23 protein-coding genes are annotated in these 24,471 nt (G+C 72.3%); 10 read left to right on the plus strand and 13 right to left on the minus strand.

All coding sequences use genetic code 11. From position 1 onward, the window contains the following. Window positions 1-27 precede the first annotated feature (27 nt). Complete coding sequence (locus PWG71_RS05060; protein ID WP_274808328.1) at window positions 28-1,065, plus strand: glycerophosphodiester phosphodiesterase family protein; 1,038 nt, start codon at window positions 28-30, stop codon at window positions 1,063-1,065. 205 nt (window positions 1,066-1,270) lie between these two features. On the opposite strand, the gene PWG71_RS05065 is transcribed toward PWG71_RS05060, so the two are convergent. Then, window positions 1,271-2,326, minus strand: a complete 1,056-nt coding sequence (locus PWG71_RS05065; RefSeq protein ID WP_274808329.1) for a hypothetical protein — start codon at window positions 2,324-2,326, stop codon at window positions 1,271-1,273. 107 nt (window positions 2,327-2,433) lie between these two features. Between PWG71_RS05065 and PWG71_RS05070 the strand changes: the two genes are divergently transcribed. Continuing rightward, window positions 2,434-3,159: a 3-keto-5-aminohexanoate cleavage protein gene (locus PWG71_RS05070; protein ID WP_274808330.1), complete on the plus strand. Its 726-nt coding sequence runs from the start codon at window positions 2,434-2,436 to the stop codon at window positions 3,157-3,159. Window positions 3,160-3,172: 13 nt separating this feature from the next. Here PWG71_RS05070 and PWG71_RS05075 read toward each other — a convergent pair whose 3' ends face one another. The 4 genes from PWG71_RS05075 to PWG71_RS05090 form a co-directional block, all read right to left on the minus strand. Beyond that, window positions 3,173-3,562: a PPOX class F420-dependent oxidoreductase gene (locus PWG71_RS05075; RefSeq protein WP_274808331.1), complete on the minus strand. Its 390-nt coding sequence runs from the start codon at window positions 3,560-3,562 to the stop codon at window positions 3,173-3,175. A 154-nt stretch (window positions 3,563-3,716) separates the two neighbouring features. After that, window positions 3,717-4,304, minus strand: a complete 588-nt coding sequence (gene thpR, locus PWG71_RS05080) for an RNA 2',3'-cyclic phosphodiesterase (protein WP_274808332.1) — start codon at window positions 4,302-4,304, stop codon at window positions 3,717-3,719. A gap of 126 nt (window positions 4,305-4,430) precedes the next feature. Further along, window positions 4,431-5,804, minus strand: coding sequence for an MFS transporter (locus tag PWG71_RS05085; protein WP_274808333.1), 1,374 nt, complete (start codon window positions 5,802-5,804; stop codon window positions 4,431-4,433). 165 nt (window positions 5,805-5,969) lie between these two features. Next, a complete protein-coding gene (locus PWG71_RS05090) occupies window positions 5,970-7,427 on the minus strand; it encodes an NCS2 family permease (protein ID WP_274808334.1) in 1,458 nt (485 codons plus the stop codon). 220 nt (window positions 7,428-7,647) lie between these two features. On the opposite strand from PWG71_RS05090, the gene PWG71_RS05095 reads away from it, so the two are divergent. Continuing rightward, window positions 7,648-7,902, plus strand: a complete 255-nt coding sequence (locus tag PWG71_RS05095) for a DUF2530 domain-containing protein (protein ID WP_274808335.1) — start codon at window positions 7,648-7,650, stop codon at window positions 7,900-7,902. A 39-nt stretch (window positions 7,903-7,941) separates the two neighbouring features. Next, on the plus strand, window positions 7,942-9,438 hold the full coding sequence (locus tag PWG71_RS05100) for a class I SAM-dependent methyltransferase (RefSeq protein ID WP_274808336.1): 1,497 nt from the start codon (window positions 7,942-7,944) through the stop codon (window positions 9,436-9,438). Window positions 9,439-9,479: 41 nt separating this feature from the next. Here PWG71_RS05100 and PWG71_RS05105 read toward each other — a convergent pair whose 3' ends face one another. The 3 genes from PWG71_RS05105 to PWG71_RS05115 all read right to left on the minus strand — a co-directional run bounded on the left by PWG71_RS05105 (window position 9,480) and on the right by PWG71_RS05115 (window position 11,082). Further along, on the minus strand, window positions 9,480-10,130 hold the full coding sequence (locus PWG71_RS05105) for an SRPBCC domain-containing protein (RefSeq protein ID WP_274808337.1): 651 nt from the start codon (window positions 10,128-10,130) through the stop codon (window positions 9,480-9,482). Window positions 10,131-10,184: 54 nt separating this feature from the next. After that, complete coding sequence (locus PWG71_RS05110; RefSeq protein WP_274808338.1) at window positions 10,185-10,547, minus strand: ArsR/SmtB family transcription factor; 363 nt, start codon at window positions 10,545-10,547, stop codon at window positions 10,185-10,187. 97 nt (window positions 10,548-10,644) lie between these two features. Further along, window positions 10,645-11,082 carry a hypothetical protein gene (locus PWG71_RS05115; protein WP_274808339.1) on the minus strand — a complete coding sequence of 146 codons (438 nt, stop codon included), beginning with the start codon at window positions 11,080-11,082 and terminating at the stop codon, window positions 10,645-10,647. A gap of 158 nt (window positions 11,083-11,240) precedes the next feature. Here PWG71_RS05115 and PWG71_RS05120 point away from each other — a divergent pair, with 158 nt between their 5' ends. Then, window positions 11,241-12,095 (plus strand): MOSC domain-containing protein, encoded by an 855-nt coding sequence (locus tag PWG71_RS05120; protein ID WP_274808340.1) that lies wholly within the window; start codon window positions 11,241-11,243, stop codon window positions 12,093-12,095. Window positions 12,096-12,158: 63 nt separating this feature from the next. Here the strand turns inward: PWG71_RS05120 and PWG71_RS05125 are convergent, their stop codons facing one another. From PWG71_RS05125 to PWG71_RS05140, 4 genes are all read right to left on the minus strand, one after another. Beyond that, on the minus strand, window positions 12,159-15,236 hold the full coding sequence (locus PWG71_RS05125; RefSeq protein ID WP_274808341.1) for a sacsin N-terminal ATP-binding-like domain-containing protein: 3,078 nt from the start codon (window positions 15,234-15,236) through the stop codon (window positions 12,159-12,161). Between the two features lie 212 nt (window positions 15,237-15,448). Further along, a complete protein-coding gene (locus tag PWG71_RS05130; RefSeq protein ID WP_274808484.1) occupies window positions 15,449-16,204 on the minus strand; it encodes a DUF3027 domain-containing protein in 756 nt (251 codons plus the stop codon). Window positions 16,205-16,391: 187 nt separating this feature from the next. Further along, window positions 16,392-16,775 (minus strand): cold-shock protein, encoded by a 384-nt coding sequence (locus tag PWG71_RS05135; RefSeq protein WP_274808485.1) that lies wholly within the window; start codon window positions 16,773-16,775, stop codon window positions 16,392-16,394. Between the two features lie 381 nt (window positions 16,776-17,156). Then, on the minus strand, window positions 17,157-17,942 hold the full coding sequence (locus PWG71_RS05140; RefSeq protein WP_274808342.1) for a hypothetical protein: 786 nt from the start codon (window positions 17,940-17,942) through the stop codon (window positions 17,157-17,159). 366 nt (window positions 17,943-18,308) lie between these two features. On the opposite strand from PWG71_RS05140, the gene PWG71_RS05145 reads away from it, so the two are divergent. The 5 genes from PWG71_RS05145 (at window position 18,309) to PWG71_RS05165 (ending at window position 24,040) form a co-directional block, all read left to right on the plus strand. Continuing rightward, the gene (locus tag PWG71_RS05145; protein ID WP_274808343.1) at window positions 18,309-20,774 is read left to right on the plus strand and encodes a helicase-associated domain-containing protein; all 2,466 of its coding nucleotides are present in this window, start codon (window positions 18,309-18,311) and stop codon (window positions 20,772-20,774) included. 48 nt (window positions 20,775-20,822) lie between these two features. After that, a complete protein-coding gene (locus PWG71_RS05150; RefSeq protein ID WP_274808344.1) occupies window positions 20,823-21,239 on the plus strand; it encodes a hypothetical protein in 417 nt (138 codons plus the stop codon). 61 nt (window positions 21,240-21,300) lie between these two features. Beyond that, the gene (locus PWG71_RS28660; protein ID WP_342455940.1) at window positions 21,301-21,777 is read left to right on the plus strand and encodes a hypothetical protein; all 477 of its coding nucleotides are present in this window, start codon (window positions 21,301-21,303) and stop codon (window positions 21,775-21,777) included. A gap of 72 nt (window positions 21,778-21,849) precedes the next feature. Continuing rightward, on the plus strand, window positions 21,850-22,326 hold the full coding sequence (locus tag PWG71_RS05160) for a hypothetical protein (protein WP_274808345.1): 477 nt from the start codon (window positions 21,850-21,852) through the stop codon (window positions 22,324-22,326). A 67-nt stretch (window positions 22,327-22,393) separates the two neighbouring features. Continuing rightward, the gene (locus PWG71_RS05165; protein ID WP_274808346.1) at window positions 22,394-24,040 is read left to right on the plus strand and encodes a DNA repair helicase XPB; all 1,647 of its coding nucleotides are present in this window, start codon (window positions 22,394-22,396) and stop codon (window positions 24,038-24,040) included. Between the two features lie 25 nt (window positions 24,041-24,065). On the opposite strand, the gene PWG71_RS05170 is transcribed toward PWG71_RS05165, so the two are convergent. Then, on the minus strand, window positions 24,066-24,302 hold the full coding sequence (locus tag PWG71_RS05170; RefSeq protein WP_274808347.1) for a hypothetical protein: 237 nt from the start codon (window positions 24,300-24,302) through the stop codon (window positions 24,066-24,068). Window positions 24,303-24,471 lie beyond the last annotated feature (169 nt).

Here is a 24,471-nt window from a genome sequence, read left to right on the forward strand (position 1 = left end):
TTTCCGGATTTTCAGGACGGGTCGACTGTGCGCAGGAACAAGAAGGAAAACCCCATCAAGATCATCTCCCACCGGGGTGCGTCGGGGCATCGGCCCGAGCACACCCTGGCCTCCTACGAACTGGGGGCCCGGCACGGCGGCGACTTCATCGAGATGGACCTGGTCGCCACCAGGGACGGTCGGCTGATCTGCCGCCACGAGTCGGAGATCGGCGAGACGACCGACGTGGCCGACCGGCCGGAGTTCGCCGACCGGCGGACCACCCGGACCATCGACGGACGGGAGATCACGGGGTTCTTCGCCCAGGACTTCACCCTGGCGGAGATCAAGACGCTGCGCGCGCGGGAGCGGCTCCAGGACGTGCGCACGATGAACGCCATGATGGACGGGACCTATGAGGTGCCGACCCTGGAGGAGGTCATCGACCTGGCGTTCTCCCTGACCTCGGAGCTGAAGCGGCCGATCGGGATCTACCCCGAGACCAAGCACCCCTCCTACCACGTGTCGCAGGGCCTGGAACTGGAGCCGCCGCTGATCGCCGCGCTCAAGGCGGCCGGGCTGACCGGGCCGGAGCCGCGGGTCCCGGTGTTCCTCCAGTCGTTCGAGGCGGAGAGCCTGCGCAAGCTCGCCGAGACGGAGCTGCCGCTGGTCTTCCTCCTGGGCACCGAGGAGCACTGGCGGCACTACACCACGCCGGACGGGCTGGCCGAGGTGGCCTCGTTCGCGCACGCGATCGGCCCGGCCAAGACCCTGATCGTGCCGCTGGACGAGGACGGGGACCCGGTCGAGCCGACCACCCTGGTGGACGACGCGCACGAGGCGGGGCTGCTGGTGCACCCGTACACGTTCCGCAGCGAGAACCACTTCCTGCCCGGCCCGCTGCGCTCGGACGGCGGCCCGGGCGACTACGGGTCGTTCGCGGCGGAGTACGAGCTGTTCTTCGAGCTGGGTGTGGACGGGGTGTTCACGGACTTCTCCCGGCACGCCTTCCTGGTGCGCGAACACTTCCTGGACACCGCGCAGGCCGCGCAGAACGGCCAGGGCGGGGGCGGCGGGGACGACTGACCCGCCGCACGCCGAGGGGGCCCGAACGGGGGGATCGTCCGGGCCCTCCGCCGCGTCCGGGGCCTACCCGGCGCCCGTGGTCCCGGGCGACGTGACCCCCGGTACGGGCGTCCACGCGCCCCGTGCGGGCGGCGCCGGCACGAGGAGGGCGCACCATGACCGGCCGCCCTGTCACCCTTCCGGGCGGCCCGTGTCCCGGCCCCTGTCAGCCCCTGCGGGCGAGCAGGACGATGCCGCCGATGAGAAGGACCGCGACCAGCGCCCCGGCCGCGATGAAGGGGACCGCGCTCCCCCGCTCCTCGGCGTCCTCGGCGGCCTCCGACGGGGACGCGCTCTCCTCCCGGGCCTCCTCCTCCGTCTCCACCGTGCCGGTCCGGTAGCGATCCTCCAGCGGAACCCGCCACACGGGGGCGAAGAGACCCTCGGTACCGGCCATGAGGGCGGTGCCGTCGAGGGTGAAGGCGATCGACTCGCCCTGGTCGGACTCGGGCAGGTCGAAGGCGCCCATGGAGGTGCCCGGCACACCGTCCGTGGAGTCGTAGATCGTCACGCCCCAGTAGGTCCGGATCGCGTAACGGGTGCCGTCCGGGCCGAAGGCCGCGTCGGTGGCGAACAACGGCGCCGAGTCGATGCGTTCCAGGGTGTTGACGCCGACCGGGTCGATCTCCTCGGGGGCGGCGTACAGCCCGCCCGCGAACTCCTTGGACACCACGTACAGCCGCCCGTCGCGCGGGTCGATCATCATCGACTCGGCGTCCCGGCCGCCGTCGGCGTAGGCGAAGGTCAGCACCGTGGGCTCGATCGTCGTGTCGGCGAGGGCCTCCGGTTCGGTGAACCGGTACACCCGCACCTCGGTCCAGCTCCCGCCGAAGTTGTCGCCGATGTCGGCCACGTGGATCGCGGGTTCCCCGTCCGGGCCGGGGACGACGGCGATCGCCTCCCAGTCCCGCAGTTCCAGGAGCAGGCGCACGGTGGCGAGCGTGTTCCCCTCCTCGTCGACGGCGAACACGTCGGTGGGGTGATCACCGCTGTCGTTGTGGGTCCACCAGACGCCCTCGTGCCGCAGCGAGGGCGCGATCCCGCTGGACTCCGAGATCCGCTCGTCCTGGAAGGTGAAGGCGATCTCCGATCCCTCCGGCCCCTCGCCGCCGCGCGGGTAGTCGAACCCGGTCCCGCCGTCGGGAACCTCCGGCTCCGCCAGGGCGGGTGCCGGGAGGAACACGGACAGCGCGGCCACGGCGCACACGAGCGGTCGTCTCATGACGGCCATCCTGCCAGGGGCGGACGGGGGCGGCGCGCATCCGGGACGGCTTTTGCGCGACGGCGCGAACGGGCACATTCGGCATACGGAGTTCCGTGAGGAGAGCCATGAGGATCGTCGCCTGTCTGAACGGGGACCGCCGCCCCGGTGCGCACCCCGCTCTTCCCGTGTCCCTGGACCAACTGATCACCGACGCCCACGAGGCGGTGGCCGCCGGGGCGACCGCCCTCCACCTGCATCCGCGTGATCCGGGGGGAGCCGAATCCCTGGAGCCGCAGGTGGTCGGCCCTCTCATGGAGAGGTTCCGCGCCGAGGGCCCCGACGTCCCGATCTCGTTGACCACGGCCCTGTCCGCCGAGTCCGACCCGTGGCGGCGTTACGACCTGGTGCAGCGGTGGGCGTCGCCGTCGTTGCCCGACTCGGTGACGGTGAACCTGCACGAGGCCGGTTCGGTGGACCTCATCCATCTGCTGGACGACCGCCGGGTCGCCGTGGAGGCGGGGGTGTGGACGGTGGACGCCGCTCGCATCCTCATCGCCACGAAGGTGCCGGTGACCGCGGTCCTGGTGGAGCCCACACAGGTCGCGGTGGAGGACGCCCGGCGCAACGCCGAGGCGATCCTGTCACTGCTGGACCGCGCGGGCCCGTCCGCGCCCCGGCTGCTGCACGGTTCGGACGCCACCGCCTGGCCGATGTTGGAGGACGCGCTGGACGCCGGGTTGGACATCCGCATCGGTCTGGAGGACACGATGCGGATGCCCGACGGCGAAGAGGCGGAGGACAACGCGGCACTGGTCGCGCGCGCGGTGGCGCTGGCGTCCGCCGCGGCCTGAGTCCGCCGTCCCGTCAGCCGGCGTCGCGGGCGCTGCGCGGCACGGGCTGCCCGTCCTCCTCCAGCCCCCAGCTCACGACGCGGTGCGGCCGGATGCGGATCCGGGGTCGTCCGTCGTCGATCGCCTCGGCGTGGCCGCGGATCTCGACGCCGCGCGGCCGCCAGGGCGGGAGGACGTCGTCCACCACGAGGGAGGCGCGGCCGGTGCGCCGGACGTCGCGGAACTTCTTCGTTCCGGCGAAGTCGTGACCGCTGATCTCCACGACGGTGGCGTCGTCGGCGAGGGACCAGCCGACGGGGGTCACGTGGATGGAACCGTCGGGTCCGACGGTGGCGACGCGGGCGAGTCTGCGCTCGCCTTCGAGGGTGAGGTAGGCGAGTTCGGGACCGGTGAAGACGCCCATGGCGGGACTCCTGGGTCGAGGGACGCGGTGGTCCCTCCCCTACCCCACCGGGATCGTGATCAGCCCAGCAGGGCGCCGAGCAGCACGAGGAGCATGATGAAGCCCAGGACCACGGGCAGCAGCCAGCGCTGCTTGCGGTTGTTGGTGAGCATGCTCATGCGGTGCTCCGCTCTGGCGATATCCCCGGGTCGGTTTTCCAGCCTAACGCCCAGGTCCGGGCGGTTCGGTAACGGTCCTCCCGACCGGGTCGGCTCTCGATGAGGCGCACCTCGCGCGCGGGCCAGGGGTGGTGGGGGCCCCGGCCCAGTACGGAGCGCAGGTCGGTGAGGTCGCGGGGCGGCCGGGAGCGGGCCACGGTGAGATGCGGCACGTAGGCGCGGTCCTGTCCGGGCAGACCCGTGGAGACGGCGGCGGCGCGCAGGTCGGCGGCGAGAGAGGCGAGGGCCTCGGTGTCCCCGCCGATGCCCGACCACAGGACGGCGGAGGGGCCCGAGCGGGGGAAGACGCCCCACCCGTCGACGGTGAGGTCGAAGGGGGCGTGATCGCCGGCGACGGCGCCCAGGACGTCGGCGAGGGCCGGAAGCGACCCGTCGGGGACCTCTCCGAGGAAGACCAGGGTGAGATGCCAGTCCGAGGGGTGGGTCCAGCGCAGGTCGGACGTGTGCCGCGGGCCCGGAGCGCGGGCGGCGAGTACGGCGTCGACCACGTCGGCGGGCGGTGACAGCGCGACGAACAGTCTCATGTCCGCATCCTCGCATCCGGTCCGGGCCGGCGGGAGCGGCCCGGCCCCTCCGGCGCCCTTCCCGGTGCGCCCGGTCGCCGGCCGGGTCCGTCCCGGCCGGAAGGCCCCTCCCGGCCGGGGCGGGACTCAGCGGGACCGGGGCGCGCTGAGGTCTTCGTCGGCGAGCCGTTCGGGGGCGGGCGAGGCCTCCCCCGCGCCGGCCTCCACCGCGGTCTCGACGCCCTGTCCCCTGTCGGCGGGTGCGGGTCTCCGCGCGGCGGCGCGGCGGCGTCCCGGGATCAGGTCGCGCGGACGCACCCCCTTGACCCGGAGGAGCGGTACCGCGAGCACCGCGACCACGAGCACGGTCACCGTGCCGCCGACGACGAGGCCGGTCCGCGGCCCGAAGGCGTCGGCGAGGAAGCCGACCACCGGTGCGCCGATCGGGGCCACACCCATGAAGACCAGCAGGAACATGCTCATCACACGGCCGCGCATCTGCGGATCCACGGTGAGCTGGAACGTGGCGTTGAGGGTGGTGACGTAGGTCATGAAGGCGATGCCCATGGGCACCAGCACGATGATGAACGCCGGATAGGTGGGCATGAGGCCGGCCACGATCTGGGCGACGCCGAAGACCATCGAGCCCACGAGGATCAGCCGCAGGCGCGGGCGTTCGCGGCGGGCGGCCAGCAGCGCGCCGATGAGGGCTCCCACCGCCAGGCAGGCGGCGGCCACGCCGAACGCGGCGGCCCCCGTCTCGAAGACGTTGTTGACCATCAGGGCGATCTGGTTCTGCGCGTTGGCGCCGAAGAACTGCGTGCACGCCGCCAGCAGGAGCAGCAGCGTGAGGTCGCGGCGACCCCTGACGTAGGCCAGCCCTTCGCGGATCCGCCCCCTGCCCCGGGGCACCGGCTCGGCGGGGTCGAGTTCGGCGGTGCGGATGAGCAGCAGGGCCACGATGGTGAACCCGAACGAGGCGCCGTTGACGAGGAAGACGGGACCGCTGCCGATCCAGGCGATCAACAGCCCGGCGATGGCCGGGCCGGTGACCCGGCCGAGCTGGAAGCTGGCGCTGTTGAGGGCGATCGCGTTGCTCAGCAGTTCCCGGTCGACCATCTCGGGGACGAAGGCCTGCCGCCCGGGGTTGTCCAGCACGGTGATCAGGCCGAGCCCGAACGCGAACAGGTACACGTGCCAGACCTGGGCGGCGCCAACGGTGGCCAGCACGCCGAGGGCGACGGCGAGCACGCCCATGGCGGTCTGCGTGCAGATCAGCAGACGGCGCTTGCCCAGCCGGTCGACCAGGGCGCCGCCCCACAGCCCGAGGAAGAGCATGGGCAGGAACTGGAGGGCGGTGGTCATCCCGAGCGCGATGCCGCTGCCGCCGCTGAGCTGGAGGACCAGCCAGTCCTGGGCGATGCGCTGCATCCAGGTGCCGGGGTTGGAGAACAGTTGTCCGAGCGCGTACAGGCGGTAGTTGCGCACGGACAGCGAACGGAACATGGCCCCACGCCGCATCAGCCGCTCCCGGGGGGTGGGAGAGGGGCCGACGCGGTGACCGGGGCGTTCCGGGCGACAAAAAGTAAACGGCGTTGACTCATCATTCGGGTCAACGCCGTTCACCGTCTCGGGAATTCCCGCCGTGCGGGGCGGACGCGGAAGTCGGTCCGCGGCCGTCGCCGGCTAGCCGATGAGGGCGTAGATGGGCGCCTCGGCGAAGTGGATGAGGAACACGATCGAGATCAGCCAGAGCAGCGGGTGGACCTGGCGGCCCCTGCCCATGGCGAGGCTGACGAAGGCGTAGGTGAGCAGCCCGAACCCGATGCCGTTGGCGATCGAGTAGGTGAAGGGCATCATGATGATGGCCATGAAGGAGCCCAGACCGATCGCCGGGTCCTTGAAGTCGATGTTCACGACCTGGGTCATCATCATGAAACCGACGATGACCAGGACCGGGGTCGCGGCCTCGAACGGGACCAGGGTCACCAGCGGGGTGAACAGGGTGGCCACGACCATCAGCAGACCGGTGACGATCGGGGCGATACCGGTCCGCGCACCCTCCGCGACGCCGGCGGCGGACTCGGCGTAGATGGTGGCGACCGAGGCCGATCCCACACCGCCGAAGATCGTGCCCAGGGAGTCGGCGACCAGGACCTCGCGGGTGCCCTCGATGTTGCCGTCCTCGTCGGCCAGCCCGCCCTGGTGGGCGACGCCGACCATGGTGCCCATGGTGTCGAAGAAGTCGGCCAGCAGCAGGGTGAAGATCAGCATCAGCACGGTGGCGAAGCCGATCTCGGACCAGCGCCCGAACACGTTGAGGCCGCCGTCGGCGAACAGGCCGATGAGCGAGAAGTCCGGCAGCGACACCAGTCCGCCCACACCGTCGGGCAGCGCGGGGACGGTCAGGCCCCAGCCCAGGCGATCGCCGCCGTCGCCCAGCGCGGTCTCCACGGCGATGGCGAGCACGGTGGCGATGACGATGCCCAGCAGCATCGCGCCGCGGATCTTGCGGACGTACAGGGCGATGGTGATGAGCAGGCCGATGACGAAGATCAGGATCGGCCAGCCACTGAGCCCGCCGTCGCCGAGCTGCACCGGGGTGCCCGCGCCCGCCTGGACGAAGCCGGCGTTGACCAGACCGATGAGCGCCAGGAACAGGCCCACGCCGACCGCGATGGCGATCTTCAGACCGGGCGGGATGGCGGCGAAGACCGCGGTGCGGAAGCCGGTCAGCACCAGGATCAGCAGGAGCAGACCCTCGACGATGATCAGCAGGAACACATCGGACCACGGCATGAGCGGCGCGATCCCGTAGGCGACCACCGCGTTGAGGCCCATGCCCGCGGCGATGGCGAACGGGTAGCGGCTGACCACGCCCATGAGGACGCAGGAGATCGCGGCGACGAGGGCGGTCACGGCGGCGACCTGGGGGATGCCCAGGGTCTCTCCGTTGACGTCCTCGGCGGTACCGATGATCAGGGGGTTGAGGACGACGATGTAGGCCATGGCGAAGAAGGTCGCCAGGCCACCGCGGATCTCGGTGCCGAAGGTGGAACCGCGCTCGGAGATGCGGAAGAAGCGGTCCAGGGGCCCCGAGGGCACCTTGGACACTGTGTCGGGGGATGGGGTTGCAGCGTTCACGGTGTCAGCCTGACCTGGTCGTGTTACCGGACAACAAGGATTCTGCGCCAGATTAGTTGCATCTTCATACAACAACCGACACAGGTTTCACAGGAGTTTCGTAGAAAACACCATGCGTTCGGATGATCGAGTGATCGGATGTGACGAAGATTTCCCTGGTGGGGGCAGACGCACCACCTCCTCCATGGAGCGTTCCGATGTGTACGGCTAGCCTGGAGCCGTGCGCAAACCTCGTCAGCCGGATCCCGAAGTCCACGAGAGCGATTACCGAGTCCCCGCCGCGATCGGCACCGTCGCCTGGGTGATCGCGCTGATCGTGCTCTTGGCCATGGGCGAGGGCCTGCCCGAGTCCGAGCGCTGGTGGATCGGCGTGTGCGCGACCGGGATGGGCCTGGGCGTGTTCGGTTTCCTCTACATCCCCCGCCTCCTGCGCAAACGGGCCGAGGCCGCCGAGCGGATCGCCTCCAGGGACTGATCGAACGCCCTGGTGGGTCCCGTGGTCGATAATGGGCGGGTGCCTGAGACAGCCTTTCCCCGCGGACTCGCCGAACGACTGCGCGCCATCCTCATCGACGCCGACTACACGGTGTCGGGCGTTCGCGACCGATTGGGCGACGCCGCGGCCCGCGCGCTGGCCCGCGAGGAACTCGTGCCCGCGCTGCGCGCCACCGGCGGCGAGGAGCGACTCGGGCTGCTGCTGCGCCTGTGGTGGCTCCAGAGCCCCATTCCCGCACGGGCCGCCCGCGCCGTCCTGCCCGTCGACGAACTCGTGGGGGCGGGCCTCGTCACCGTGGACGAGCGCCCCGGCGGACCCGTCGTGCGCTCCCTGGTGCACCTGGGGCCCTGGGAGCTGGAGGAGGGCCGCCCCGGCTTCGTGGTCTCCGACCCCAAGGTGCGCCCCGGCACCGGCGTCGTGCCGCGCCCCGATCACGTGGTGGGCGCGGGCGGCGCCTCGGCCACCCTGTCCCGGCTGATCGTCGACGGCCCCGTCGAACGCGCCCTCGACGTCGGCACCGGCTGCGGTGTGCAGGCCCTGCACCTGGCCTCCCGCACCCGGGAGATCGTCGCCACCGACCTCAACCCGCGCGCCCTGCGGATGGCCCGGATCAGCCTGGCGCTGTCGGGTGTGCCCGACGTCCGCCTGCTCCAGGGTTCCCTGTACGAACCGGTCGAGGACGAGCGCTTCGACCTGATCGTGTCCAACCCGCCGTTCGTCATCACGCCCGACGCCTCCCGCTACACCTATCGGGAGTCCGACCTGCCCGGCGACTCGATCTGCGCCGAGCTGGTCCGCCAGGCCCCCGCCCACCTCACCGAGGGCGGCTGGTGCCAGCTGCTGGCCAACTGGGTGCACTCCGACGGCGACGACTGGGAGGACCGGGTGGGCGGCTGGGTCACCGGGACCGGCTGCTCGGGCTGGGTGGTCCAGCGCGACGTACAGGACCCCGCCGAGTACGTGGAGCTGTGGCTGCGCGACTCCTGCGAGCACGGCACCCCCGAGTACACCCGCCGCTACGACGCCTGGTTGGACTACTTCGAGCGCGAGGGCATCAAGGGCATCGGGTTCGGGTGGATCAGCCTGCGCAACGACGTCGCCCAGGACGCGACCGTGCGCGTGGAGGAGCTGCGCCACGAGATCGACCAACCGGTGGGCCCCTATCTCCCCTCCGTGGTGGACGGGGCGATGACGGCGCACCGGCTGACCGACGCCGCCCTGCTCTCGGCGCACGTGGCCCTGGCCCCGGGCGTGGTGGAGGAGCGTGTCGGGGTCCCCGGCGCGCCCGACCCGGAACGGATCCTGCTGCGTCAGCGCGACGGACTGCGTCGGGTCGCCCGGGTGGGCACGGTGGAGGCCGCGCTGGCCGGGGTCTGCGACGGGACGATGCCGGTGGGCCCCCTGCTGGACGCCATCGCCCAGCTCATCCACGAGGACCCGGCGCAGGTGCGCGAACGGGTGCCGGAGGCGCTGCGGACCCTCATTTCGGAGGGTTTCTTCACCGTCACCCGGTAGACCTTCGCCCCGCTTCGGCCCGCCCGTCGTCCGTCACCGGATCAGCCCTGCTCGGGGTCCTCGGCCGGGGGTCGCGTGTAGAACTCGATGGTCCGCTCGGCCGCGGCGCGCACCGCCTCGGGATCGGCGCCGGTCGCCAGGTGGGCCCGTTCCCAGTCGCGGGCGCTCAGTTCCATGAACCGGAGCGCCTCGGGCGAGGTCCCCCACTCGGAGGCCTCCGCCGGCATGTCCACACCGCTCTCCAGGTGCAGGGTCAGGCCGAGGAGGCCCAGGTCCCAGCCGACGCCCGCCGCGCCCGGACCGAACCGATCCCAGAACTCGGTCAGCGGTGCCACGTGCGACAGCTCGAACCGGGTGCGCTCCCCGCCGTCCTCGGACGCCAGCGGGGTCAGGCGCACGTGGACGTCGCTGCGCTGACCGTCGAACTCCCAGCTGACGTGGAAGGCCTTGGGCGGATCACAGGACAGGATCCGGCCGCCGGCGTTGTCCTGCACCTGATAGGTCCCGCCCTCGCGCAGGTCCCCGCTGACGGGGGCGAACCAGCGCGGAAGGCGCTCCGCGTTGGTACAGGCGTCCCACAGGTCCTCGATGGAGGTGGCGTAGTCGTGCGCGATGGTGACGGTGGTCTCGTCCCCCGCTCCGCTGATCGTCACCGTGCGTCCGGCGGCGTCGATCCGCTGTTGAACGTCCATTGGTCCACTCCCCTGGTGTCGGGTCCGATGCCCGCCCGGTGGCCCCGGTACGGGTCACTGCCGACGCCGCCCGCGCTCTCGTTCGTCGCCCGCGCGGCGTTCGCGCCCGCCTCTGACCAGTTCGGTCTCCAGCGCCATCAGGTGCGGTTCCCAGCGGACGGCGAAGCGCCGAAGCCAGGCGTCGACGTCGCGCAGGGGCGAGGCGTCCACGGCGTAGAGCCTGCGGTTGCCGTCCTTGCGCACGGTGGCGAAACCGTTCTCCCGGAGCACGCGCAGGTGCTGGGAGACGGCCGGCTGCGAGATGCCGAACTCGGCCCGGACGACCTCGGTCAGTTCGCCGGAGGCCCGCTCACCCTCGTTGAGCAGTTCCAGGAGGCGTCTTCGCACGGGGTCGCCCAAGACGTCGAAGGCGTGCATGGGACCACCATATAAGATTTGATTTATATAAGCCAGGGTTGATTCTCTGTTCGCGGCGTGGGCACACCCGACCGACCCGGGTGTGCCCCGCCGCGCCTCAGCCGCCGGTGAAGACGACCACGCCCGTGCCCGTCTCCTCGCCGCCCTCCAGCACCCGGAAGCCCGGGGTCTCCGGATGGGCGAGGATCTCGGAGTCGCACTCCAGACCGATCCGGTGGGTCTCCCCCGGCGGGAACTCGCGCAGATCGACCGGCAGCTGCGCGTAGCACTCGGTGCTCTGCTCCTCGTACTCGAACTCGATGGTGGGCCGGTACCCCGAGAAGAACGAGGTGCTCCGGCCGCCGTCGGCCGAGGAGAGCATGGTCAGCTCCACGGCGATCTGCCGCCCGGGCTCGAAGGTCTGCTCGGTGGCGGTCGGCGGGGCCCCTTGCTCCACGCCGCCCGAGCCGGAAGCGGCGTCGGGCTCGTCTGAGGAGCAACCCGCCAGCGCGACGAGGGCGGCGGCGGCGAACAGGGCGATGGGGATCGTTCGCATGGAGGGGTCCTGTCAGATGTCGGATATGAGCGGGGACGTTACGCCAGGGAGGACGCTCCGGAATGTGCCCCGGTTCCTTCCAGGCCTCGATGAGAAGTACAGCGGGTCCGGCGCCCGCGGGCAAACCGGGGGTGCCCCCTGTGCGCTAGCGTGCACGCATGGCCCGAATCTCCGAACTCGTCCACTACCCGGTGAAGGGGTGCGCGGGGGTCCCCCTGAGCACCGCCGAACTCACGCACGCCGGGATCCGCCACGATCGTTCCTTCATGGTGGTCGATGATTCCGGCGGCTTCCGCAGCCAGCGCAAGGACCCGCGCATGGCGCGCGTCCGGCCCGAGGTCGTCGACGACGTGCTGCGGCTGACCACCGACGGGATCGAGCCCCTGACGGTGAAGATCGACCCCGAGGGCCCTCGCCTCGACGTCACGCTGCACGGGCTGCCGTTCGTCGGCGTCGACCAGGGCGAGCCGGCCGCCGCCTGGCTGACCGAGGTGTTCGGCTCGTCCAGTCGCCTGGTCCGGGTCCCCGACGATCACCGCCGCGAGGTGAGCGGTCTCACCCCGGGCACCAGCGGCTTCGCCGACAGCACCGCCGTCCTCATGGCCTCCACCGCGTCCTTGGAGCTGCTCAACGGCCGCATCCTGGAGACCGGCTCCGAGCCCGTGCCGATCCACCGCTTCCGGCCCAACCTCGTCATCTCCGGATGGACCGAACCCCACACCGAGGACCGGGTGCGCGCCGTGCGCGCGGGCACCGCCGAACTCGGCTACGCCAAGGTCTGCATCCGGTGCGCGGTCACCACCGTGGACCAGGAGAGCGGGGAGAAACGCGGCCCCGAACCACTGCGCGCCCTGGCCGGCTACCGCCGGGCCGACGACGGCGGCGTCTCCTTCGGAGCCAAGTTCTCGGTCATCCGGCCGGGTGTGCTGAGCGTCGGCGACGAACTCGACGTCACCGCCTGGGGAGAGGCCGAACAGGGCCTGGGCGAACGCCTGGCCGCCGTGCTCTCCTGAGTCTCCGCTCCGCCGGTCCCGGGAACCCCGTGGGCGCCCTCACCTCGCGGAGCGGCCCCCGGGTCACTGCTCCAGGTCGGTCTCGGCCAGCAGTATCGGGGCGGCGTCCGGGTCGCGCAGCGCCGCCGCCACCAGATGGCGGCGGCCCCACTGCTCGGCGCGCCAGCACAGGGCGCGGGCCAGACCGTCGGTGGTGGCCGCGTGCACCACGCCGTCACCCACGTACCACTCCACCTCGACCTCGTCCACGACGAGCGTCGCGTGGTGCACGTAGGTCCGGTCCGGCTCCCCCTCCGGATCCAGGAACAGGTCGACGACGTCGGGCACCGGGCGGATGCTCCCCGCCGAGGTGACCTCCCCCTCGACGATCTCGCTCGCCACGGCCAGGTCCAGGACGTCGGCCAGCGACTCCGGGGACGCGGCCAGCACCAGGGGCCGGTCCGCGACCAACGGCAGCAGATCCGGAGAGTCCACCACCACGACCTCCTCGGCGTCGGCGACCACGATCGCCCCGCCGAGGACGGCGCGCACCCGCGTGGGCGGGGTGACCAGGTCGGCGTCGACCCCGGCCAGCGCCGTCCAGATCCGCAGGAGCGCCGCCCGGTCCACGTGCCTTCGCGGATCGGCGAGCCGGGTCGCCAGGTCGTCGGGACCGTCCGGGTCGGCCAGCAGGTCGGTGAGGGTCGTGCGCACGCCCAGTGCTCGGGCGAACTCCGGATCGATGTCGGTGGGCGCCTCGTCGTAGAGCCCGCTCAGCGCGGGCTCGGCCTCGGCGGCGCGCAGTTCGGCCGGGGCGCTCCCGTCCAGCAGGGCACGGGAGCGCAGCCACCAGGAGGCGTAGGAGGGCACGTCGACGACCCGGCCGTCGGGCATGAGCACCCGGGCCGGTTCGGTCACCGCCTCCCGCAACACGCCCCGGGAGAGCATCTCCAGGGCTCGGGGCCAGCGGTCGTCGGCCACGTAGTCGAGGTCGACGACACAGGTCAGTTCGGGGACGACCGGCGGCAGGTCGGGGTCTCCGACCCGCTCCAGGACCTCGTCGGCCCACTCCTCCAACCCGTCGGGCGCCTCCTCGAACGCGTCGAGGAGGTCCTCGCCCAACGCGACCTCCTCGACGCGCGCCACGGTGAACTCCCACAGGGCGCCGACCGCCCGCAGGGCATCGGTCCCGTACCGCTCCACCAGATCGTCGTGGACCGCGCCGAAGGGGGCGTCCTCCGCCAGCACCTCGGCCAGCGGGGCGCCCGGGACGAGGAGTTCGGCGGCGACCGAGTAGCCGTCCTCGTCGTCGCGCAACGCCAGCTCGGCCAGCCAGGGCGCGTCGGCGACGGTCGTCCCCGAGGCGGCGACCAGGCCCAGGACCGCCTCGGCCAGCGGTTCGGGGTCGTCGGCGTCCAGAGAGGACCGTACGGCCGCCTCGGTGTTCGCGTCGGCCAGGACCGTGCCGGGACCGGCCTCCACCGCGCCCAGACGCAGCAGGAGCGGGTGGACGGCCTCCGGGTGGACCAGACGCACCCCGAGGGCGGCCAGGGCACGGGAGTCGATCCGCGCGGTGCCCTCCTCCTCGGGGACCAGCAGGGAACGGGGGCCGCGCACCAGGCGTCCGTCGGCCAGGGGCACCGGCAGGGCGCCCAGTTCGTCGGTGTCCACCCCGGTGGTGCCGGCCAGCGCCGCGTACAGACCGGCCCACCAGCGCGGCGGCCGGTCGGTGTCCGCGAGCAGGTCGGCGATGTCGGCCGCGCCGATCCGGTGGACCCGCAGGGCCGCCAGCGCCGGGTGACGGGGGTTGAGCCGGCCCGGCAGCAGCGCGGGCACCAACTCGGCGAGGACCGCGGCGAGGTCGACGCCCCCGGGGTCGAGCAGAACGGCCTCGGCCGGGGCGATCCGGGCCCCGGACTCGGTGGTCAGGAACGCGGTCGTGCGCAGGGGTTCGGCGACCCGGGCGCGGAGACCGGCGTCGAGGTGCCCGCCGCCCACCCGGGTTCCGGGCACCAGTTCCAGGGCGGCACCGGCGTCGAATCGGCGCAGCAGCGCGCAGTAGGCCTCGGCGGCCTCGGACAACAGCAGATCGGTGGCCGGACCCGGCTGCACCGCCCGCCGGTCGCTGCCGAGCGGGAACGTGCCGATGAGGACGGCGGGCAGGTCCAGTCCGGTGTCGGTGGGGGTGGGCGCGTGCACGACGGGCTCCACGCCCTCCGGCAGCGGGGCCGGGCCCCCCTCGTCGTCGACGGGCACCGCCCAGGTGAGCGACCAGTCGGTGCGGCCGCGCTCCTCGGTGGGCCGGTCGGCGAGCAGGTCCGGATCGAAGGTCCCGGTGCGGGTGATCGTGCGCCAACGGGTGGTGCGGACGCCCTCGGCGTCGCGGTGGGTCGTCACGGGGTCGATCGCGCCGTCGTCGGCCTCACCCTCCTCACGGGTGGCCACGTGCTCGGCGCCGTCGGCCAGAACGCGGACCTCGGTGAGCCCGGGGAGGGCCAGCAGGAGGGCCTCGCCGGTGCCCACCAGCAGCGCGCGCACCCGGTCGCGGGCCCCGTCGTCGCGCAGCGTCAACGCGACCACGGTGTCGTAGCCCTCGACGCCCGCGCCCTCCTCGGGGAAGGGGAGCCGGAGCATGGGCACGTGCCCGGAACGGCGTTCCACCTCGGCGGCCAGCCCGCCCGGACCGGTGTCGGCGAGCAGGTCGGCGACGGCGGCCCGGGCCAGATCGGCGCTGAACCGCACGGCGGAGCCGGCGGAGGTGACGGTCACGTCGTCGCTGAGCGCGGCCACGGCGGAGAAGCCCACCCCGAACCGGCCGGCGGAGGCGTCGTCGTCACGCTTGGTGGAGGCCCGCAGGGTGGCCAACGACTCCACGCCCTCGGCGGTGAGCGGGGCGCCCGTGTTGGCCGCGATGAGCCGGTGCCCCTCCAGGGACAGCAGCAGGCGCCCGGGGACGTCCGCGCGCCGGGCGGCGTCGGCCGCGTTCTGAGCGAGTTCGACGATGACCCGGTCCCGGTAGCCGCCGAGCGCGAAGTCCTCTTCCGCGTTGGCGTCCTCGCGGAATCGGGCGGGCGCGTCCGACCACGCCGCGAGCACTCGGCGGCGCAGTTCGGCGGTGGCGTAGGGGTCGGCCACCGACTCGGTGGTGAGCGGCTCGGCCATGGTGGTCCCTCCTGGGCTGCGGGCGCGGCCCGGCACGGTGCACATCAGACCTTAGGGCATGCGCCGCGAGCGCACTCGCGCACGGCGCCCGCCATCGCCCTCAACGGACCACCGTCGCGTGCGCGGTGCCCCGGCACGGCGCACGCGACCCGTGGCGTTCACGGGGCACGCCCCACCCGCGGTCCGGGCGGGGCGTGGTACCGGCGGATCCGTCAGGAGTCGGAGGTGACCAGTTCGAGTTCGGTGGTGTCGTCGAAGACGATGTGGTCGTACCCCAGCTCGTCCACGACGGGGGCGACCGGCTCGTTGCGCGACTGCGGCATGCGCACCTCGGAGTGGGCGCCGCATCCGTGGTCCATGGAGACGACCCGGCCGTCGTCGGGGGCGTACTCGTTGGTGCACACCCCGAACATCTGACGCAGCTCGCCGGCGAGCGGGGTCATGAAGCCGCAGGTGATGCAGCGGGCGGGCGCGGCCTCGGCGATCGGGCTGCGCGGCCCGGACTCACCGTTGTACCAGCGCTCGGCGGCCTGCTCACGACCGGTCTCCGACAGCACGTACTTGCGGCCCAGGCCCATTTCCCAGACCATCTGCCGATCGACGCCCTCGTCGTCCAGCTCGTTGTCGGGGACCTGCGCGTAGCCGGGGACGAGGCGCTCGTCGTCCTCTTCGATGGGCAGCAGGTCGCCCACGCCGAGGTCGCCGGGGCGCAGCCGCTGGTTCCACGGCACCCATTCGGGTGCGACGAGGGCGCCCTCGCCGGGCAGCAGGACGACCTCGTTGACCGTGACGTCCTTGGCGCGCGAGGCGCGGACGACGGTGACGGCGTAGTTCCAACCGGGATAGGCCGGGTCCAGGCAGGTGAAGCAGTGGGTGATCAGACGGGCGTCCTCGACCTGGGGAGTGAGGTGCTCACCCACCCACTCGGGTCGCCCGACCTCGGCGGCCACCGAGCGGGCCAGGTCCACCGCCTCGATACACGCCTTGTCCGGTACAGGAGAACGTCGAGAAGGGCTCACGTTCCCCATTCTCACTGATCCCCGGCACCGATTTGACCACAACGCGGGTCAAGGTTCGTCCGATACACCCTCTTGATCGGGTCTTGGGTCTCCGGGGCGGTCCCGACCGACCGGTCGGGACCGCCCCGGGGACCGTTCAGGCCTCCAGATCGTCGGCGACGACCCGGAGCACCGCGGCGATCCGGGAGGCATCGCGGCGCTCGGGGTGACGGTCGCGCCGGTAGCCGTTGGACAGCCCCTCCAGCAGTTTGATGAGGTCCTCGGTGATGACGACCATCTCTTCGGGCTTCTTGCGCCGGGCCTTGGCCACCGAGTGCTGCACGTCCAACAGTTTGACCTGGAGCGCCTGCGCGCCCTTTCGCCCTTCGGCCACACCGAATTCGACCCGTTGTCCGGGGCGCAGCGTCTCGGTGCCGGGGGGTAGGGCGGTGGAGTGCACGAAAACCTCTCCACCGTCGTCGCGTGTGAGAAAACCGAAACCCTTGCCGCCGTCGTACCACTTGACCTTGCCGGTGGGCACGTAGGACCTCATGCTTTCACTCGGTGTCGTGCAATGGTGGGGCCCAGGCTAATGCCCCGGAGTGACGGAAGCGAGGCATAATTCCCGCGCACAAAGGAACGAGGCCCGGGTACGGCTCACCCGGGCCTCGTGCGTCTCGGCGGCCCCTCCCCGCTGATGCGGAGCACGGGACGGGACTCGGCGGAGACGCCGGGCCACCGACGACGCGGTGCGGAGCCCGGACCGGATGCCGGGCCACCTGTCTCACTGGCGTGGCCGTCGCGAAGCGAAAGCGACGGTGTACCGCATTGATTACCCGAGAACGTGTGCCCGGACGCACCGTAACGGGCCGACCGGAAAAGGTTATTCCCCTGTGTTTGCCAGTCGATGACCGGCGGCCGTTCAGCCGGGTCGGCTCTCGGCGGCCCGCTCGGCCGCGCGTTCGGCCGCCCTCGCCGAGCGGAGGACCCGGGGGTAGAGGTAGGCCACGGAGACCAGGGAGGCCAGGCCCAGCCCGATGACCCCGGTCTCGGACAGGGAGCGTTGCACGTACTGGTCCACGAAGTCGGCCCGGCCGTCCCACAGCGCCATTCCGGTCACGCAGCCCAGGAACGGGACGACGATCGCGATCCACTTGTCGTGGACGTTCCACACCCGGCTGAGCACGATGAACGCGACGCCGAGCACCCACAGGAAGGACAGCCCCCACATCCAGGGGACGGTCAGCAGCAGCAACGCCAGGGCGACCAGTTCGCCGGGGTGCCGGCGCAGGCACAGGATCAGGCCGCGCAGCGGTCCCGGCCCCCGGGGGACGTGGCCGTGCACCCGCATCTCGGTGCGACCGGGTCCCTCCAGCAGGCCCATCAGGCCGGAGCTGGGACCGCCGCGCCAGGGCGGCGGCGGCCGGTCGGCGTGCCGGGGCTTGGGCGGGATGAGTTCGTCGTCCTCGATGTCGAGCTTGTTGCCGACGATCTCCCGCTCCACCAGGTCCGTGGGGCTGCCGAAGACCAGCAGGATGCCCCGGACGGTGTCCGCGTCGTCATCGGGCGCGGCGGCGCGGCGCGCGTCGATCCGCGAACGCACGTCAGCGAGGTAGGTGGTCCGTTCCCTGGCGGTCAGCCGACCGTGCAGGACCAAGCCGACCTCGGACAGATAGTCGAGTACCACTTGTTCCGAGCGCTGGGTCATATCCCCATAGTGGCGGAGGATGACCTGCCTTTTAAGCCCTCTTTCCATTTTCGGTCGCCGAATTCTCTCCGTATACGGTCCACCACCCGGTGACGTGTGGGATCGGGGTGAGTCGCTGGACCGCCCGTCGTCGGGGGACGCCGCCCACCGCGGGACCGGCCCCGCGGAGAGAGCCCCGCAGGGCCGTGGGCCGCCCGTCGAGGTGACGGGGCGGGCGACGGGCGGAGGCTCCGGGGTGCTCGTCGCAAGGCCCGAGAAGGGGTCGGGGTGGTTCTCCCGTCGACCGATGAGAACGCGGGACGGGACGGGCCGGGGCGTCGCGCAGCGGGGTGAGTATCCGCGGAACATGCCCTAGCGTTGATTCCGATGACCGAGAACGCACAGCCCGACCGGCACGGATCGGGCCCGGGGACCGCCGGGCCGGGACGCCCCCCGACCTTCACCTCCTGGCTGCGCGACCGGTCGGATGAGGAGCTGGCCGCGCTGCTGTCCGCCCGGCCCGACCTCGCCCGCCCCGTCCCCGCCGACATCGGCGCCCTCGCCGCCCGCGCCACCACCCGCAACACCGTCCTGCGGGCCCTGGAAGGGCTGGACTCCTTCACCCTCCAGGTCCTGGAGGGCGTCGTCGCCCTCGGCGACGACCGTCTCTCCGAACCCGTGGGCGTCACCCCCGACGAACTCGTCGCCGCCCTGACCCCGGCGGCCGCCGACGCCGATCGGCTCCGGGAGGCCGTGCCCCCCGTCTTGGCCGGGCTGCGCCGATCGGCGCTGATCTGGCCCGACCGGGACCGGCTGCGCCCCGTCCAGGTCCTGCGCGACCTGTTGGACGCCCCGGCCCGACTCGGCCCGCCCGTCCGGGTCCTGCTGGCCGCCCTGCCGCACGGGCGGGTCAAGCGGCTGGCCGACGAACTGGTCCCCGACTCCACCGAGCCCGCCCCCGTCGAGGCACTGGCCCGGCTGCTCGCGGACCCCCGTCGGCTCGACGACCTCCTGTCCCGGGTGGGGGAACAGGCCCACCGCCTCCTGGACGGGATGACCTGGGGGCCTCCCCACGGCACCGTCGCCGACGCCCGCCGCGACGTCGGGGTCGCCGACGCCGGATCGTCCGTGGAGGAGTTGCTCGCCCGGGCGCTGCTGCTGCCCAGCGGCGACGACACGCTCACCCTGCCCCGGGAGGTGGCGCTGCACCTGCGCTCCGGGAGGCTGTTCCGCGAGGTCGGTGTGGAACCGCCCGCGTTCGCGGGCACCGAGCGCGACGGGGACGCGGTGACCCGGTTCGCCGCCGGCCAGGCGTTCACGGTGCTGCGCGCCATCGAGGAACTCCTGGAGTCCTGGTCCGCCGAGCCGGCCGCAGTCCTGCGCAACGGCGGTCTGGGCGTTCGGGACCTGCGCCGGGCCGCCCGGGTCATGGACACCGACGACGCCACCGCCGCGCTGTACGTCGAGATCGCCCACGTCGCCGGGCTGCTCGGCACCGATGACCGGGTCGAGGGCGAATGGCTGCCCACCCGCGAATACGACCTGTGGCGGGAGAGCCCGCCCGAACGCCGTTGGCTGCGGCTGGCACAGGCCTGGCTCGACACCGACCGGGTTCCCGCGCTGAGCGGGTCCAAGGACCCCGGCGGACGGATGCGCAACGTGCTCGGTCCGGGCCTGGTCCGACCGGCCGCGCCGCAGGCCCGCCGCGACCTCCTCGGCGAACTGGCCACCGCCGATCCCGGCTACGCCCCGACCCCGGTGTCGCTGTCCGCCCGCCTCGCCTGGCGGCGACCGCGCCGCCGCTCGCAGCTGTACACCGAACTCGTGGCGGTCGCCGAGGCCGAGGCCGCCGCCCTCGGTCTCACCGGCCGGGACGCCCTGGCCGACCACGTCCGCCCCCTGCTCGAAGGCGACCCCGAGGGCGCCGCCGCCCTGCTCTCCGTCCACCTGCCCCGACCCTTGGACCACGTCCTGGTCCAGGGCGACCTGACCGCGATCGCCCCCGGCCCCCTGGTCACCGAACTGGCCCGGGAGCTGTCGTTGATCGCCGAGGTCGAGTCGACCGGCGGCGCCACGGTGTACCGGTTCACGGAGGACTCGGTGCGGCGGGCCCTGGACGCCGGGCGTGGCATCGCCGACATCACCACCCTTCTCGAACGCCACTCGCGCACCCCCCTGCCGCAGGCCCTGCGCTACCTGATCTCCGACGTGGGCCGACGGCACGGGCGGTTGCGCGCCGGATCGGCGTCGGCCTACCTGCGCTGCGACGAACCGGCGCTGCTGGACGAGGTGATCGGGGACCGGCGCACCGAGACCTTGGGGCTGGTGCGGTTGGCCCCGACCGTGGTGGCCTCCGCCGTCAACCGGGCGGCGCTGGTGGAGGGGTTGCGCAGGTCGGGGTACCACCCCGTGCCGGAGGGCGGAGACGGCACCATGAGGCTCTCCCGCCCCGAGGTGCGCCGCGCCGAACCCGTGGAGGTCCCGCCCGAGCCGCTCGCCGCCACGCCGCCCGTGGAGCGCCTCCGCGACACCGTGCGGGCCGTGCGCGCCGGGGACGAGGCCGCGACGGCGGTCCGGCGGCCGGTGTCCCTTCCGGAGGACGGGCCGCCCGGCTCCCGGGCGATGGCCGTGTCGACGGCCCTGGCCCGTGTCGCCGAGACGGGAGGCCGGGTGTGGATCGGCTACACCGACACCGACGGTCGCCAGGTGAGCCGCATCATCGCCCCGTCCTCGATCGACGGCGGCTTCGTCATCGCCCACGACGCCACGCGGAACGCGGTGCAGCGCTTCGCGATCCACCGGATCACCGCCGTCGCCGAACTGGAGGAGGACGATCGGACGGAGACGCCGTAGGGTGGTACGCGGTCGACAGCAGGCCCTCGGACAACGAGAGACACCCCCATGAGCGATGCGTCCCTGCCCCCCGGGGCCTCGTCCCCCCGTGAACGCGGCCGCGACGACGGGCGCGGGCGCGAGGTCCGGCGCGACGACGTCCCCGAGCGCGGGAGCGGGACCGCCGCGCCCTCCCCCGTTCCGGGCGGGGCGAGCGGCTCGACGATGGCGTTGATCCTGCACGCCTTGACGTTCCTGTGCTGCGCCAACTGGATCTTCGGGATCGCCGGGATCGTCTTCGCCGTGCGGGCCGCGCACGCGCGCGACCGGGGGATGCCGGACCGGGCCGAGGTGCTCACCCGGTACTCCTGGTACTGCCTGGGCGCGGCCGGGGTGATGCTGTTCGTCATGCTGGTGTTGACGGGCGTGGTGTTCACCCAGGCGGGGTCGTGGATCCAGGGCGTCGTTCCGGTGACCAACTACTGACCGGGGAACCCGTTCCGGCTCCCCGGCGTCCGAATCCGTGAGTGCGGGTACACCAGGTGTCATGAGGGAGAGGGAACGGATGCAGGGGAGTGCCGGTGGGCCGAAGGCCTTCTGGGAGCGCGAGCAGGGCTCGGCCACGCGCTCCGTGGCGCCCTCCGCCCCCGCGCCGGGGCGGCCCTCCGCCGCGCCCGCCCGGCCCTCCTCCACCGCCTTCTCCGTGCACCCGCCGCCCGCCCCGGTACCGATCGGTCCGCCCGCCCGGGTGGGCGGGACCGTCGCCGCCCTGGTGGTGGCGCTCCTGACCCTGACGGGGCCGGTCCTGGGGGCCTACCTGGGGTTGTGGTTCCTCCTGCTGGGTGCCAACGTCCCCGGCATCACCCTCGCCATCGTGGCGCTGACCCGGATCCCCGACGCCCCCGAGGTCGAACGGTTCCTCAGGTACACGTGGGCCTGCAACTTCGCCTACATCGGGCTGAACGCCGTTCTGGCGGTGTTCGTACTCCTCATGCTGGCGATGATCATCCTCCTCGGATACTGAGATCCCACCGCCGTCCCGTCGGCGACGGCACGCCGTCGTCCCCCTCCCCATCCTCGAAGGAAACGTCCTCCCGTGAACAACGACCCCGACCCGTACCGCCCCGACGCCTCCTCCTACGGCGACCCCGCCGCGGGGTACGGACCGTACGGCGAAGCCCCCTACCAGGACACGACCGGAGGCCACGCCGGTCACTCCGCGCACGGCGGATACGACGGATACGGCGGATACGGCCCCGCCGGGTACGGACCGCCCGCGTACGGGCCCGCCGTCCCGATGGCCCCGTACGCGCCCCCGAAGGCGGAGCACGAGGGGAGCGCCACGCTCGCCCTGGTGCTGTCCTGTGTCCAGTTGGTCCTGTGCTGTGGTCTCACCGCGATCCCCGGGATCGTCCTGGGCGCCCTGGCGTTGGGAGAGAAACTGGACCTGGAGCGCGGGGCCCGTCTCACCAGGAACGCCTGGATCTCGGTCTGGGTGAACCTCGGGATCATCGGCCTCGTGATCCTCGGCTACGTCGGGATCATCTTCTACGCGGTCGTCTCCAGCCCCTGACCCGGGCATGTTCGAGGCCGTGCGCGCGTTGCATCTGTGGCCGTCCCCTGGAGAACGAAGGTTCCGTGTGTCCTGCCTGATCGTGCAGTCCGACAAGACCCTCCTGTTGGAGGTCGACCACGAGCTCGCCGACGAGTGCCGCCGCGCCATCGCCCCCTTCGCCGAGTTGGAGCGCGCGCCCGAACACGTGCACACCTACCGGATCACCCCGTTGGCGCTGTGGAACGCGCGCGCCGCGGGGCACGACGCCGAGCAGGTGGTCGACGCCCTCATCCGCTTCTCCAAGTTCCCGGTGCCGCACTCCCTGCTGGTGGACATCACCGAGACGATGGACCGGTACGGGCGGCTGCGCCTCGAAGGCGATCCCGCGCACGGGCTGATCCTGCGCTCCTCGGACCGGGCGGTGCTGGAGGAGGTCCTCCGGGCCAAGCGCCTCAGGGGAATGCTGGGCGACCGGCTCGACGACGACTCCGTCGTCGTCCACCCCAGTGAGCGCGGCAACCTCAAGCAGGCGCTGTTGAGGATCGGCTGGCCCGCCGAGGACCTGGCCGGTCATGTCGACGGTGAGGCGCACCGGATCGATCTGGCCCAGGACGGCTGGGAGCTGCGCGACTACCAGCGCGCGGCGGCGGAGGGCTTCCACGCGGGCGGTTCGGGAGTGGTGGTCCTGCCCTGCGGTGCGGGCAAGACCGTGGTGGGCGCGGCGGCGATGGCGATGACCGGGGCGACCACGCTCATCCTGGTCACCAACACCGTCTCCGTACACCAGTGGAAGACCGAGCTGCTGCGGCGGACCACCCTCACCGAGGACGAGATCGGCGAGTACTCGGGGTCCCGCAAGGAGATCCGGCCGGTCACCATCGCCACCTACCAGGTGATGGCGGCCAAACGGAAGGGCGTGTACACGCACCTGGAGCTGTTCGACGCCCGGGACTGGGGGCTGGTGATCTACGACGAGGTGCACCTGTTGCCCGCGCCGATCTTCCGGATGACCGCCGACCTCCAGGCCCGTCGCCGACTGGGACTGACCGCGACCCTGGTGCGCGAGGACGGCCGCGAGGGGGACGTGTTCTCGCTCATCGGACCCAAGCGGTACGACGCCCCGTGGAAGGACATGGAGAACCAGGGGTGGATCGCCCCGGCCGACTGCGTCGAGGTGCGCGTGGACCTGTCGGAGGCCGAGCGCTTGGCGTACGCGACGGCCGAGCCCGAGGACAAGTACCGGTTCTGCGCGTCCTCGGAGACCAAGACGGCGGTGGTGCGGGAGTTGGTGGAGCGGCACACCGACGAGCAGGTGCTGATCATCGGCTCCTACATCGACCAGCTGGACGAACTCGGCGAGGCCCTGGGCTCCCCGGTGATCAAGGGAGAGACCCGCAACAAGGAGCGGGAGCGGCTGTTCGACGCCTTCCGCGCCGGCGACCTGCGCACCCTGGTGGTGTCCAAGGTCGCGAACTTCTCGATCGACCTGCCCGAGGCGGGCGTGGCGATCCAGGTGTCGGGGTCGTTCGGGTCCCGGCAGGAGGAGGCTCAGCGGCTGGGTCGGGTGCTGCGGCCCAAGTCGGACGGCCGGTCGGCCCGGTTCTACGCGGTGATCGCCCGGGACACCGTGGACCAGGACTACGCGGCGCACCGGCAGCGGTTCCTGGCCGAGCAGGGGTACGCCTACCGGATCACCGACGCCTCCGACATCCTGGCCGGCGGTGAGGTCTGAGCGCCGAGGCGGGGGCCGTCGGAACTCAGAAGGAGGGCAGTCCGCCCATCACGTACGTGCCGGCGGCGATGACCCAGGCGATCAGGGAGTAGCTCAGGGTCCGGACGCGCAGGGGCCGGTCGTCGCGGACGCCCGGCGCCGCGAAGGCGGCGACCAGGAGGGCCAGGCCGAGCAGCGCGGGGATCGCCGAGGCCAGTGAGAAGAGCTGGGTCTGGGCGGCGCACGCGGCGTAGCCGGGGGTGCCGGGATCACCACAGAACACGTCGTACCCCGATCGGATCGTTCAGTGCGGACGGGACACCCCGACCGTACCGTTTCGGCGAGGGCTCCTCCGTCGTCGGTGCCGACCGTATCCGAAACACGTTCGGCTCTTTCGTGATCCAGGACACTCCTCCTCTTTACACGAGACGGATCCGTGTCCAATCATGGGC

The sequence above is a fragment of the Nocardiopsis sp. N85 genome, assembly GCF_028882275.1.
GTDB lineage: Bacteria > Actinomycetota > Actinomycetes > Streptosporangiales > Streptosporangiaceae > Nocardiopsis > Nocardiopsis lambiniae.

Coding starts and splice junctions, on each gene's coding strand:
- PWG71_RS05065 (WP_274808329.1), bottom strand. CDS start 2,326: ATGAGACGACCGCTCGTGTGCGCCGTGGCCGCGCTGTCCGTGTTCCTC.
- PWG71_RS05070 (WP_274808330.1), top strand. CDS start 2,434: ATGAGGATCGTCGCCTGTCTGAACGGGGACCGCCGCCCCGGTGCGCAC.
- PWG71_RS05075 (WP_274808331.1), bottom strand. CDS start 3,562: ATGGGCGTCTTCACCGGTCCCGAACTCGCCTACCTCACCCTCGAAGGC.
- thpR (WP_274808332.1), bottom strand. CDS start 4,304: ATGAGACTGTTCGTCGCGCTGTCACCGCCCGCCGACGTGGTCGACGCC.
- PWG71_RS05085 (WP_274808333.1), bottom strand. CDS start 5,804: ATGCGGCGTGGGGCCATGTTCCGTTCGCTGTCCGTGCGCAACTACCGC.
- PWG71_RS05105 (WP_274808337.1), bottom strand. CDS start 10,130: ATGGACGTTCAACAGCGGATCGACGCCGCCGGACGCACGGTGACGATC.
- PWG71_RS05110 (WP_274808338.1), bottom strand. CDS start 10,547: ATGCACGCCTTCGACGTCTTGGGCGACCCCGTGCGAAGACGCCTCCTG.
- PWG71_RS05115 (WP_274808339.1), bottom strand. CDS start 11,082: ATGCGAACGATCCCCATCGCCCTGTTCGCCGCCGCCGCCCTCGTCGCG.
- PWG71_RS05120 (WP_274808340.1), top strand. CDS start 11,241: ATGGCCCGAATCTCCGAACTCGTCCACTACCCGGTGAAGGGGTGCGCG.
- PWG71_RS05125 (WP_274808341.1), bottom strand. CDS start 15,236: ATGGCCGAGCCGCTCACCACCGAGTCGGTGGCCGACCCCTACGCCACC.
- PWG71_RS05140 (WP_274808342.1), bottom strand. CDS start 17,942: ATGACCCAGCGCTCGGAACAAGTGGTACTCGACTATCTGTCCGAGGTC.
- PWG71_RS05145 (WP_274808343.1), top strand. CDS start 18,309: ATGACCGAGAACGCACAGCCCGACCGGCACGGATCGGGCCCGGGGACC.
- PWG71_RS05150 (WP_274808344.1), top strand. CDS start 20,823: ATGAGCGATGCGTCCCTGCCCCCCGGGGCCTCGTCCCCCCGTGAACGC.
- PWG71_RS28660 (WP_342455940.1), top strand. CDS start 21,301: ATGAGGGAGAGGGAACGGATGCAGGGGAGTGCCGGTGGGCCGAAGGCC.